The sequence below is a fragment of the Rhodococcus sp. P4_F3_2 genome (assembly GCF_056401335.1).
This window is the reverse complement of sequence record NZ_JBFUJN010000066.1, coordinates 1-12,136: the sequence shown is the minus strand read 5'-3', so window position 1 is coordinate 12,136 and position 12,136 is coordinate 1. Positions and strand designations below refer to the sequence as shown.

At 61.5% G+C, this 12,136-nt stretch carries 13 protein-coding genes; 1 reads left to right on the top strand and 12 read right to left on the bottom strand.

Going from position 1 to position 12,136, the window contains the following annotated elements; translation table 11 throughout:
• Positions 1–621: 621 nt before the first annotated feature.
• A complete protein-coding gene (gene murA, locus AC1DWA_RS32330) occupies positions 622–1,881 on the bottom strand; it encodes a UDP-N-acetylglucosamine 1-carboxyvinyltransferase (RefSeq protein WP_477917530.1) in 1,260 nt (419 codons plus the stop codon).
• Between the two features lie 54 nt (positions 1,882–1,935).
• On the opposite strand from murA, the gene AC1DWA_RS32325 reads away from it, so the two are divergent.
• Entirely contained in the window at positions 1,936–2,508 is a 573-nt protein-coding gene (locus tag AC1DWA_RS32325) for a cob(I)yrinic acid a,c-diamide adenosyltransferase (protein WP_446695771.1), read from the top strand.
• A 10-nt stretch (positions 2,509–2,518) separates the two neighbouring features.
• Here AC1DWA_RS32325 and AC1DWA_RS32320 read toward each other — a convergent pair whose 3' ends face one another.
• The 11 genes from AC1DWA_RS32320 to AC1DWA_RS32270 all read right to left on the bottom strand — a co-directional run bounded on the left by AC1DWA_RS32320 (position 2,519) and on the right by AC1DWA_RS32270 (position 12,081).
• Positions 2,519–2,941 (bottom strand): DUF2550 domain-containing protein, encoded by a 423-nt coding sequence (locus tag AC1DWA_RS32320; RefSeq protein WP_029255703.1) that lies wholly within the window; start codon positions 2,939–2,941, stop codon positions 2,519–2,521.
• A gap of 49 nt (positions 2,942–2,990) precedes the next feature.
• Complete coding sequence (locus AC1DWA_RS32315) at positions 2,991–3,359, bottom strand: F0F1 ATP synthase subunit epsilon (RefSeq protein WP_019749170.1); 369 nt, start codon at positions 3,357–3,359, stop codon at positions 2,991–2,993.
• 6 nt (positions 3,360–3,365) lie between these two features.
• Positions 3,366–4,817, bottom strand: coding sequence for a F0F1 ATP synthase subunit beta (atpD, locus tag AC1DWA_RS32310; RefSeq protein ID WP_477917528.1), 1,452 nt, complete (start codon positions 4,815–4,817; stop codon positions 3,366–3,368).
• Positions 4,818–4,820: 3 nt separating this feature from the next.
• Complete coding sequence (locus AC1DWA_RS32305; protein ID WP_003941320.1) at positions 4,821–5,804, bottom strand: F0F1 ATP synthase subunit gamma; 984 nt, start codon at positions 5,802–5,804, stop codon at positions 4,821–4,823.
• A 48-nt stretch (positions 5,805–5,852) separates the two neighbouring features.
• Positions 5,853–7,496: a F0F1 ATP synthase subunit alpha gene (gene atpA / locus AC1DWA_RS32300; RefSeq protein ID WP_019749171.1), complete on the bottom strand. Its 1,644-nt coding sequence runs from the start codon at positions 7,494–7,496 to the stop codon at positions 5,853–5,855.
• A gap of 62 nt (positions 7,497–7,558) precedes the next feature.
• Positions 7,559–8,383: a F0F1 ATP synthase subunit delta gene (locus tag AC1DWA_RS32295; RefSeq protein WP_279218087.1), complete on the bottom strand. Its 825-nt coding sequence runs from the start codon at positions 8,381–8,383 to the stop codon at positions 7,559–7,561.
• Between the two features lie 5 nt (positions 8,384–8,388).
• Entirely contained in the window at positions 8,389–8,949 is a 561-nt protein-coding gene (locus AC1DWA_RS32290; RefSeq protein WP_003941337.1) for a F0F1 ATP synthase subunit B, read from the bottom strand.
• Positions 8,950–8,956: 7 nt separating this feature from the next.
• Positions 8,957–9,199 carry an ATP synthase F0 subunit C gene (locus tag AC1DWA_RS32285; RefSeq protein WP_003941327.1) on the bottom strand — a complete coding sequence of 81 codons (243 nt, stop codon included), beginning with the start codon at positions 9,197–9,199 and terminating at the stop codon, positions 8,957–8,959.
• A gap of 83 nt (positions 9,200–9,282) precedes the next feature.
• A complete protein-coding gene (gene atpB, locus AC1DWA_RS32280) occupies positions 9,283–10,110 on the bottom strand; it encodes a F0F1 ATP synthase subunit A (RefSeq protein WP_020970049.1) in 828 nt (275 codons plus the stop codon).
• 280 nt (positions 10,111–10,390) lie between these two features.
• On the bottom strand, positions 10,391–10,861 hold the full coding sequence (locus tag AC1DWA_RS32275) for a Cg1360 family ATP-synthase-associated protein (protein ID WP_019749175.1): 471 nt from the start codon (positions 10,859–10,861) through the stop codon (positions 10,391–10,393).
• 32 nt (positions 10,862–10,893) lie between these two features.
• The gene (locus AC1DWA_RS32270; protein ID WP_019749176.1) at positions 10,894–12,081 is read right to left on the bottom strand and encodes a glycosyltransferase family 4 protein; all 1,188 of its coding nucleotides are present in this window, start codon (positions 12,079–12,081) and stop codon (positions 10,894–10,896) included.
• Positions 12,082–12,136: the final 55 nt, after the last annotated feature.

The window sequence follows — 12,136 nt, the reverse complement described above, 5'->3', positions numbered from 1 at the left end:
TGAAGACTCTAGATTTCACAGCCGAAACTGCTAATCAGTCATAGACAAAAAGAGTCAAATCACTAGCAAAAAAACTCAACTAGCAAAAAATGTGTCGGMAACCATTCAGACGGAAGAATGAACAATCACCGACGAAAAATACTCACACCCCGAACATCAGAACCGAAACCCGAAGGCCCGGAACATCATCCGACATGCGAAGTACCAAAAWAWWTTTGGCACTGACATTCATCGACACACTGTTGAGTTCTCAAAGAACACGCACACACCATCACCACGACCCTATGGCCGCCGCTCCGGGGCAACTTTTCCAGCCTATCCCATCATGATCATCGGCGCAAACCGCTGAAACATTCGGGGAAGAACTGGAGGTGAAGCACAACCATACACGATGGAAACTACTTCGAAATTTGGTCAGGCACTTCGTACAACCTCGTGTCACTCGCCGTGAAGGCGGGAGTCGGTGTCCGTGTCGCTCTGACTTGGAATAAGTTACGCGAACCTTCAATCAATTCACAAATCGCCTGGTCACTACAGCGATTGGCCGGCTAAGGCCRGGTCAGACAGTTGCGCCTTTCCGCCAATCGCGAATAGGCCCGGGTGTGACGCCGAGCACCGAACCTATTCGGAGCCCACCCGCTCGATCACTCCCCCGAGTCCACGAAGATTCTCGACGAAACGCGGGTACCCACGGTCGATGTGGAAGATGTCGTGGACTTCGGTGGTTCCGTCCGCGACCAACCCGGCAAGCACGAGCCCGGCGCCTGCCCGAATGTCCGAAGACCACACCGGCGCACTCGACAGCACTGGAACTCCGCGGATCACAGCATGGTGACCGTCGGTACGAGCGTCGGCGCCGAGTCGGATCATTTCCTCTACAAATCGGAAACGCGATTCGAATACGTTCTCGGTGATCATCGACGTGCCCTCGGCAACCGCCGCCAAACCGATTGCCATCGGCTGCAGGTCGGTGGGGAATCCGGGGTAAGGCAAGGTTGCGAAATTGACCGCCTTAGGCCGTTCGCGCTGGATGACACGGAAGCCGTCGACCTCGGGAGTCACCTCCGCGCCGGCTGTCCGAAGCTTGTCGAGGACCAACCCGAGATGCTTGTGGTTCACCCCGCGAACGCGGACGTCACCCCTGGTCATGGAGGCAGCGACACCCCATGTTGCGGCAACGATGCGGTCACCGATGACACGGTGCGTAGTCGGTTCCAACTTGCGGACGCCTTGAATGGTGAGCGTCGAACTTCCGCCGCCCGATACCTTGGCGCCCATTTCGTTGAGCATGTTGCAGAGATCCACGATCTCGGGCTCACGTGCAGCGTTGTCGATCACCGTTTCACCTCGGGCGAGCACTGCTGCCATCAAGATGTTCTCGGTTGCACCCACAGACGGGAAGACCAGGCGAATGTTCGCGCCGTGAAGGTCGTCTGCCTCGGCAACGACACATCCGTGTTCGATTTCGCTACGCGCGCCCAACAGGCGGAGCCCGGATTGGTGCATGTCGAGTGGCCTCGAACCGATCGCATCGCCGCCAGGAAGTGCGACAACGGCGCGTCGACAACGCGCGACCAGCGGACCAAGCACACACACCGACGCCCGAAACTGCTTCACTGCGTCAAAATCAGCGTGATATTTCGGCTCGGCCGGCGTCGTGATCCGCACTTCGGAGTCTTCGAGTTCGACCTCGCAGCCCAGCCCTCGCAAGACGTCCGCCATCAGGGGCACGTCGAGAATGWCCGGGCAGTTGGTCACCACAGTGGTGCCTTCGGCCAACAGCGCAGCGGCCATCAGCTTCAACACACTGTTCTTGGCCCCTCCCACCAGTACTTCACCTTCGAGGCGGTTACCCCCGGTCACAAGAAAGTGCTCACTCACGGTTCACAGCCTAGAGCCACAACCTCGTCGGCACCGCGCCGGTACCGTAGCCCTATGTCTGTTCACCTGACGAAGATCTACACCCGGACCGGCGACGACGGGACCACCGGCCTCAGTGATTTTTCGCGAGTCTCCAAGAACGATCCGCGTCTGGTCGCCTACGCGGATTGCGACGAGACCAACGCGGCGATCGGTGTGGCCGTTGCCCTCGGCACACCCCCGGAGAATCTGCTCGCGATGCTGCGCCAGATCCAGAACGACCTCTTCGACGCGGGGGCCGACCTGTCCACCCCTGTCGTCGAGAACCCGAAGTACCCACCGCTGCGAGTGACTCAGGCCTATATCGATCGACTCGAAGGATGGTGCGATGAGCTCAACGAGCAACTGGCACCGTTGAATTCGTTCATTCTGCCCGGCGGAACTGCCCTGGGCGCCCTGCTTCACGTAGCAAGAACCGTCTCGCGGCGTGCGGAGCGTGCGGCCTGGTTCGCCATCGATGCGAACCCGGAAGACACCAGCGTCCTCCCCGCGAAATATCTCAACAGATTGTCGGATCTGCTCTTCATCATGGGAAGAGTGGCAAATCCTGAAGGCGATGTGCTCTGGAAGCCCGGCGCCGGGGCTTGAGCGGGACCGGTCAGGCGGTGCGTCGCCTACGGGCGCGCCCGTCCGGCCGTGATTCGACCCAGGACAGGAAAGCTGTCAATGCTCCACTGTCCAAGGCGATTTCGTAGGCCGACGATCCGTCGTTGACCTTGACCACGACGATGTCGTCGCTCATGATGTCGAATTCGGTACCCGAGGGAGAGCGACGGCTCTCGACCTCGATTCCTTGACGATCAATCCTGGAGTCCGGGCCCGGCCGCAGACTCGACAGTTTGAAAAAGACGAAGGTGCTTTCGCCGTAGCGAATGATTCCGTGACGCCACCCGCTGTCCCCCGGGGATGGCAGAACACGAAGCAGTGCAGCGGTACCGCCGCGACGTAGAACCAGCAGACGATACAGAAAAGCCGCGACGAGAACCGCGAGCAGCACAACCAGAATGATCAACACAGTCATTCCGAATGTCACTGTTCGTCGGCTCCCGTCGCGGCTTTACTCGAGTAACTTACGCGCGCTCGACGGCCCGGAGCTGACCCTTGGCGACCGCAATCGCTTCGAGGTCGCCCGAGTTCTCGGCCAAGACAGCCTTGGCTGCCTCGACGTCGATGTCCTGTGCCATGTCCGCGGACTCGGCAAGGATCGTCACCGTCGTCGCAGTGACGGAGAGGAACCCTCCGTGTACTGCAGCAACGATACGCTCGCCGTCGACCGGGGTGATCGACACGGTTCCGCCCTCGATCAGCTGGCCGAGGACCGGCTCATGCCCGGGCATGATGCCGATTTCGCCCTCGGTGGTCTGAGCGCTGACCAGCGTCGCCGAACCAGACCACAAGCGCTGCTCGACGGCAACGAGTTCTACGGTCATCTCAGCCATCGTGAACTACTTCCCGGCCATCTTCTTGGCTGCAGCTTCGACGTCGTCGAGTCCACCGCAGCTGTTGAATGCCTGCTCGRGCAGGTGATCGAACTCGCCCTTGCAGACGCGGTCGAAGGCTTCGATCGTGTCGCGGAGCGGCACGACGGAGCCGGGCTCACCGGTGAACTTCTCGGCAACGATGAAGTTCTGGCCGAGGAACTTCTGGATACGACGGGCGCGGCCGACGAGGACCTTGTCCTCTTCCTGAAGCTCGTCCATACCGAGGATGGCGATGATGTCCTGCAGTTCCTTGTACTTCTGCAGGATGCGCTTGACCTCGTTGGCAACGCGGAAGTGCTCGGCACCGACGATGCCGGGCTCCAGGATGCGGGAGGTCGAGCTCAGCGGATCCACAGCGGGGTAGATACCCATCTGCGAAATCGGGCGCGAGAGCTCGGTGGTGGCATCGAGGTGCGCGAACGTCGTAGCCGGCGCGGGGTCGGTGTAGTCGTCGGCGGGCACGTAAATAGCCTGCAGCGAGGTGATCGAGCGACCGCGGGTCGAGGTGATGCGCTCCTGGAGCTCACCCATCTCGTCCGCCAGCGTGGGCTGGTAGCCCACTGCCGAAGGCATACGGCCGAGGAGGGTGGAAACCTCGGAACCTGCCTGCGTGAAGCGGAAGATGTTGTCGATGAACAGCAGAACGTCCTGGCCCTGAACGTCGCGGAAGTACTCCGCCATCGTCAGTGCGGACAGGGCGACGCGCATACGCGTTCCGGGCGGCTCATCCATCTGGCCGAAGACAAGGGCGGTGTCCTGGAGGACGCCCATCTCTTCCATTTCCAGGTGGAGGTCGGTGCCCTCACGGGTACGCTCACCGACGCCTGCGAACACCGAGGTGCCCGAGAACTCGCGAGCGATACGCGTGATCATTTCCTGGATCAGAACGGTCTTGCCGACGCCGGCGCCACCGAACAGGCCGATCTTTCCACCCTTGACGTACGGGGTGAGAAGGTCGATGACCTTGATGCCGGTCTCGAGGATCTCGGTCTTACCTTCGAGCTGATCGAAGGCTGGTGGCTTGCGGTGGATGCCCCACTGCTCGCCGTCGCGGCCGAGGCCGGGGGTGTCGAGGCAATCGCCCAGGGCGTTGAACACGTGGCCCTTGACGACGTCACCGACGGGAACCGAGATCGGCTTGCCCGAGTCGGTCACTGCAGTGCCGCGGACGAGGCCGTCGGTGGGCTGCATGGAGACGGTGCGGACCAGGTTGTCACCGAGGTGCTGTGCAACCTCGAGCGTCAGCGTCTTGGCGACCGAGGGAAGCGTGATCTCGGCGTTCAGGGCGTTGAACAGTTCAGGAACAGCGCCACGCGGGAATTCAACGTCCACGACGGGACCGATGACCCGCACGACGCGGCCGGCTACGGCCGAAGCCGAACCTGCCCCGTTGTTTTCGGTTACTGCTGCGGTCATGTGCTAGTCACTTCCTGCGCTCGAGGCGAGCGCGTTGGCGCCGCCGACGATCTCGCTGATTTCCTGGGTGATCTGGGCCTGGCGAGCCTGGTTGGCCTGACGGCTCAACGTGTTCACCAGTTCGTTTGCGTTGTCCGTCGCGGCCTTCATGGCGGTACGACGGGCTGCCGACTCCGATGCCGCAGCATCGAGAAGCGACGAGAAGATACGAGTGCTGACGTACTTCGGGAGAAGAGCACCGAGAAGCTTCTCGGGCTCGGGCTCGAAGCTGAAGTCCGCGACGGGGCCATTGTCATGGTCGTCGTCGTGGCCGTTGGTCAGCATGTCGTCACCGAGTTCGATGCGCTCTTCCGACACGAAGACCTCGAGAGGAGCCATACGGCGAACCTCTGGAGTCTGCGTCAGCATCGACACGAAGCGGGTGTAGACGATATGGAGTTCGTCGACGCCCTCGATCGTGCCTTCACCGTTCGGAGCGGCAACCTGGTTACCCGAACCAGCCATGAACAGCTCCACCAGGTGGCGGCTGGCCTTCGCTGCATCCGAGTAACCCGGATCCTGCGAGAAGCCCGTCCACGCAGCACCGATGTCGCGGCCGCGGAACGTGTAGTAGCCGAGTCCCTTGGAACCGAGCACGTACACGACCGGCTCCTTGCCCTCGCTGCGGAGGAGAGCCATGAGCTCTTCTGCCTGCTTGAGGACGTTGGAGTTGTAGCCACCACACATGCCGCGGTCACTGGTGACAACGAGGACCGCAGCCCGCTTGGGCTCCGGGCGCTCGTTGAGCAACGGGTGATCGAGCGAAGCAGACGCACTCGCCAATTCGGTGAGTACCTTCGTGATCTCCTCGGCATACGGCTTGGACGCGGCGACGCGAATCTGAGCCTTGGTGATACGCGAAGTCGCGATCAGTTCCTGTGCCTTGGTGATCTTCTTGGTCGAGTTGACCGACTTGATACGAGACCGCAATTCGAGAATGCTCGCCATCGATCAATCACTCTCCCTTCGGAATTCGCAGTGTCATGGGCGCGTACGTCACTTGCTGACGGTCTTGCGCTTGACGTTGATCTGCTCGTTCTCGACCTCGTCGGCGCCCAAAGCGTCAGCCTCGGCCTCGTTCACGACCCGGCTTCCGTCGGATGCGATGAAGCCTTCCTTGAACTTGTTCGTTGCAGCGATCAGCGCAGCAGCGTTGTCGGCATCGAGTGCCTTACCGCCGTTGATGCTGGAGTAGACGCCAGCAGCCGAGTGCTTGAGGTCTTCGAGCAGTTCCTTCTCGAAGCGACGGACGTCACCGATCGGAACGCTGTCGAAGATGCCTTCGCCGGCGAGGTAGATCGAGACGATCTGGTCCTCGACAGGGATCGGGCTGTACTGATCCTGCTTGAGCAGCTCGACCAGACGGGCACCGCGCTCGAGCTGAGCCTTGGAGGCAGCGTCGAGGTCGGATGCGAAAGCGGAGAACGCTTCGAGCTCACGGAACTGAGCCAGTTCCAGACGCAGCGAACCGGAAACCTTCTTCATACCCTTGGTCTGTGCAGCGCCACCGACGCGGGAGACCGAGATACCGACGTTGATCGCGGGGCGAACGCCCTTGTTGAACAGGTCGGACTCGAGGAACACCTGACCATCGGTGATGGAGATGACGTTGGTCGGGATGTACGCCGAGACGTCGTTCGCCTTGGTCTCGATGATCGGCAGAGCCGTCAGCGAGCCACCGCCGAGTGCGTCGGACAGCTTCGCCGAACGCTCCAGCAGACGGGAGTGCAAGTAGAAGACGTCACCGGGGTAAGCCTCGCGTCCCGGCGGGCGACGCAGCAGCAGCGAGATGGCGCGGTACGCCTCTGCCTGCTTGGTCAGGTCGTCGAACACGACCAGAACGTGCTTGCCCTGGTACATCCAGTGCTGGCCGATGGCCGAACCCGTGTACGGTGCGAGCCACTTGAAGCCTGCGGAATCAGAGGCCGGAGCAGCAACGATGGTGGTGTACTCCATCGCGCCCTTCTCCTCGAGGGCAGCCTTGACGCCCGCGATGGTGGAACCCTTCTGACCGATGGCAACGTAGATGCAGCGCACCTGCTTGTTGACATCGCCGGAATCCCAGTTGGCCTTCTGGTTCAGGATGGCGTCGATGCAGACCGCGGTCTTGCCGGTCTTGCGGTCGCCGATGATGAGCTGGCGCTGGCCGCGGCCGATCGGGGTCATGGCGTCGATAGCCTTGATACCGGTCTGGAGCGGCTCTTCGACCGGCTGGCGCTCGAGCACCGAAGCGGCCTGGAGCTCGAGTGCACGGTTCTCGGTGCTCTCGATCTCGCCGAGGCCGTCGATGGGCGCACCCAGCGGGTCGATGACGCGGCCGAGGAAAGCATCGCCGACGGGAACCGACAGAACGTCGCCCGTGCGCTTTACTTCCTGGCCTTCTTGAATGTTCTGGTAATCGCCAAGGATGACGGCACCGATTTCGGTGGCATCCAGGTTGAGCGCGACGCCGACGATTCCACCGGGGAACTCCAACAGCTCGTTGGACATAGCCGAAGGCAGGCCAGAGACGTGCGCAATGCCGTCACTGGTGTCGGTCACTGTGCCGACCTCCTCACGGGAGGCCTCCGGGGAGTAGCTCGCGGTGTAGTTGTCGATCGCGCTACGGATCTCGTCGGAGGAGATCGTCAGCTCCGCCATGTTTTTCCTGCTCTCGGTGTCTGGTCTTCGAAAAGATCTGGAGTATGTGTTCGGCTGAAGGACTACTTGAGGTTCTTCCGCAGTGCTGCGAGTCGACCCGCTGCGCTGCCGTCGATAACCTCGTCGCCCACCCGGACGACCAAGCCGCTGAGGAGTTCTGGATCAACCTCGACGTGTACTGCTACCGGCTTCCCGTAGGTGCGGGTAAGAGTGCTGGCCAAGCGATCCGACTGCTCCGAGCTCAACGCCGAGGCGCTGCGAACGTGAGCAACGGTGGTATCGCGCTGCGCTGCGGCAAGATTCGACAGCTGATCGAAAGTGTCTGCGGGTGCAGACTTCAACCGGCCGACGGCCTGTCCGGCGAGTGCCTCGGTGACCGCAGTGACCTTGCCGTAGAGCAAGCGGGAGAGGAACTCACGCTTGCGGGCTGCGGGAACCGACAGATCCGAGAGCGTCTGCTCCAGGCTGGGATCCCCTGCCACGATGCGACCGAGACGGAAGAGCTCGTCCTCAACGGTGTCCAACTGGCTCTGATCGGCTGCGGCGCGTAGCAGAGCTTCGCGTCCGAGCAGTTCGAGCGAGTTGACCAAGTCGCGGGCCGCAGACCAGTCCTGGCCTGCAGCTGCCTTCACGGTGGCGAGCGCCTCGGCGCCGACCTTTCCGGAGAACAACTGCTCTGCCAAAGCCTGGCGACCAGCGGCCGGTGCCGAAGCGTCAGCCAGCGCGCTGCGAAGAGCGCGCTGGCCGTCGAGTACCTCGACCACCGAGAAGAGCTCGGACCCAGCCTGAGCAGAAGCAGCAGTTGCGGCTCCTGCAGAGACTGCGCCCAGGGCACTGCTCAGCACAGAACGAGTCTGCGCCAAGGCTTCACGGCTCGCTGCGTACATGTTGCTCACTTCCTGGCTGAATCAGCGCTGACGGTGTCGAGCTCGTTGAGGAAACGATCAACCGTTCCGGCGCGCTTCACGTCGTCGGCGAGAGACTCCCCGATGACCTTCTCGGCCAGGTCTACAGCGGTCTTGCCGAGATCCGAGCGGAGCTCAGCGACGATCTGCTGACGCTGGGCGACGAGCTGGCTGTGGCCTGCGGCCACGATGCGGTCGCTCTCGTCCTGCGCCTGAACCTTCATGTCAGCGATGATCTGCTGACCCTGGGTACGCGCTTCCTCACGGATCTGCGCTGCCTCGGTACGAGCTTCGGCGAGCTGCGCGCGGTACTGCTCGAGCGCGGCCGCTGCCTCTGCCTGTGCGTCTTCGGCTTTCTTGATGCCGCCCTCGATCTGCTCGGTGCGTTCGGCCAAGACCTTCTGGAACTTCGGAAGAACGAGCTTCCAGAAGACGAAACCAACTACTACGAGCGCGACCGCGGACCACACGATGTCGTATGTCTCGGGGATGAGGGGATTGTGTTCAGTCGTCCCCTCCGCCGCGAGAATTGCGATGGTGGCTGCCATGTCGGTCTTAGAAGATGAAGCCGGCGACGAGGCCGATCAGCGCGAGGGCCTCGGTGAATGCAATACCGAGGAACATGGTGGTACGAACCTGGCCGGCCATCTCGGGCTGGCGGACCATGCCTTCGATTGCCTTGCCCACAACGATGCCCACGCCGATGCCGGGGCCGATTGCTGCGAGGCCGTAGCCGATGGCTCCGTAGCCGCGCGACTTGGTCTCGACAACTTCCTGAGCGAGGTAAGCGATGCTCATGGTGTTCCATTCCCTTTCTGTTGACCTCCGCCGGATTCGGCAAGAGGCTCAGTTCTTGGTGTAGCTGGTGAGGAGGTAAAAGGTCAGTGCTCGTCGGCGTGGAGCGCCAGATCGATGTACACCGCGGTCAGCAACGCGAACACGTAAGCCTGCAGGAAGATGACCAGCAGCTCGAAGAACGTGAATGCGATACCGGCAATGATCGACGGAACGCCGAAGATCGCCTGGAATCCGCCGGACACGAAGAAGAAGTAGTTCGTCGCGCTGAAGAACAGCACCAGCAGGATGTGGCCGGCCAACATGTTGGCCATGAGACGAACCATCAGCGTGAACGGGCGCAGGATGAAGGTCGAGATGAACTCGATGGGCACCAACAAGAAGTGCAAGGGCAGCGGAACGCCGGGAACGACGATGCTGCTCTTGACGTACTTGAAGAAGCCGTACTTCTTGATTCCGACGTAGTTGAACACGATGTAGGCGAGCGCCGCGAGTACCAGGGGCATACCGATTCGTGCGTTCGGCGAGATGTTCAGGAAAGGAATGATGCTGGCCAGGTTGCTGGCGACCACGATGAAGAAGATCGTCGTGATGACCGGCAGGAAGCGCTTGCCCTGTTCCTTGCCCAGGATCTCCTCGGCGATGTTGATACGAACGAAGTCGAGCGCAAGCTCAGCGGCGTTCTGCATCCCACGGGGAACCAATCGAGGGCTGCGCATCGCGATCACGAAGAAGGCTGCGACCAGCACCGACATCAGCAGACGAATCAGCATCAGACGGTCGAGCTCGAAGGGGCCCGCGTGAATCAACACGGAGGGCGGGAAAAAATCGTCTAGTGACGGCGCATGGAATTCATCCGCGGCCAGGGTGGTGACGCTCAGCGTTCTCTCCCGTAGTCGGTCCGCAGCCATCATTGACTGCGGTTCGATCGGACATTGACGATCTACAAGTCGACAAGTTCGACTCGCGCATTCGTCAGCAGCTGGAGAACCCTAGAGGGGCCTGGCGTCTGTCGGTGTCGGCGACTCTCGTCGACTCAGTGGTCAGAATTTCGACCACCTGCGAGCACATGGCATCGTCGGCTGAGTGTTACTCGGCCCACCATTGCTCTCGCTTGAACCGAACCTTATCAAGTCATCTACGACATTGTGTAGATGGGGTACCTGGAAGTCCGATTAGTTACCTCTTGTAGTACTACTCGTCGTCGTCGACGTTGCTGCTGGGAGTGGGATCGACGTACGGAGTTTTGGTTCCGAGAACGCCGTATGTCTCCGCACCGAGCACGACGACCAGCGACATGATGATGACCAGGACGAGAGCGGTCTTGTTGTAGAAATCCATGTCCGAGAGGACAAAGAGAACAACCATCGCGAGAATCATCTTCAGCAGCCACGTGCCGAGAAGAACTGCGCCGGCCGTGAGCGCAGGCAACTTCGCTGTGAGCAGCACGCCCAGCGCCGTGAACAGGATGAACCCGCCGCCGACGGCTGCGCCTATCAGGGCTCCGTAGACGCCTTCCTTGCCGGCGAAGAGCCCGCCCAGGAGCGCGCCGACCACGGCCAGCGCGATCAGCCCCATCACACCCCACTTCACGGCCGACTTCATGGCGGCGGTCGAATCAGGGATGGGTTGCGAGGCAGGTACAGGCTGCGGCGTGTTCGTCACGATGCCCAAGGGTAATGGATCGGGAAACTTGGCTAGCGACGCTGTTGCTTGCGATCGATCAGGGACGGCACCGCGGTGAAGAACAAGGCGATGACCAACCCGGCCGCAACCAGAACGACAACCAGCTGTCGATTGAGCAGCGAGGATCCGACGGCACCGAAAGCCAGAACGCTGACCCACAGGTAGATGACCAGCACAACCCGTCGGTGCGTGTGTCCGATTTGCAGGAGGCGATGATGCAGGTGCATCTTGTCCGGACTGAACGGACTGACGCCCGCTTTAGTCCGGCGGATCACGGCCAGGAGCATGTCCAGCATCGGGATGAACATCACAGCACCGACCAGCAACAACGGCGCGAGGAGGCCGACCAGGTCGCGGGTTCCGTAAGCAGTGAGCGGAATACGACCGGATGCACTGGTCGAGATCGCGGCAAGCATGAGACCGATCAACATCGACCCGGAATCGCCCATGAAGATGCGCGCTGGATTGAAGTTATGCGGAAGAAAACCGAGACAAGCGCCTGCCAAGGCCGCCGCGATCATCGCAGGCGGGTAGACACTCGCGTCGCCGCCCTGATCGTGGAGCAGACCGATCGAGAAGATGAGGATCGCCAAGGCCGCGATGAGGCCCAAACCGGCGGCCAATCCGTCGAGACCGTCGACGAAGTTCATCGCGTTGATGGTCGCCACGGCGATAGCCACCGTGAACAGTCCCGATTGAATCTGATCGAGGATGATCGTGGACCCACCGTCACCACCGAACGGGTTGTAGATGATGAACCAACTGACGCCCATCACCACAAGAACTCCGGCAGCAGTCACCTGACCCACGAACTTGGTGAGAGCGTCGAGACCCCACCTGTCGTCGATCACGCCCACGAGGACGATGACGGCGCCCGCGACGAGCGCAGCGTGCACATCCGGACTACCGAAGCCGAAACCTCTTGTGAGCGCCGGTAATTGCTGCGCGAACAGCAGACCGACAACCATGCCGATATACATTCCGACGCCACCGAGGCGCGGAATCGGCTCGACGTGAACGTCCCGATCACGCGGTATGGCGACGGCGCCGAACCGCAGCGCCAACAACCGGACTGCGCCAGTCGCCAGGTATGTCACTACCGCCGCCGTACACAGCACGAGCAACAGTTCACGGATGGGAACACCCGCTCCCCCGCCACCCTGTGCCAGATACGTGGTCGCCTCGTACGAAGTGATCACTGCGCGAGATCACCCGTCTGGCGGGGATAGGCAGGCTTTGCCCGTACCAGTTCGC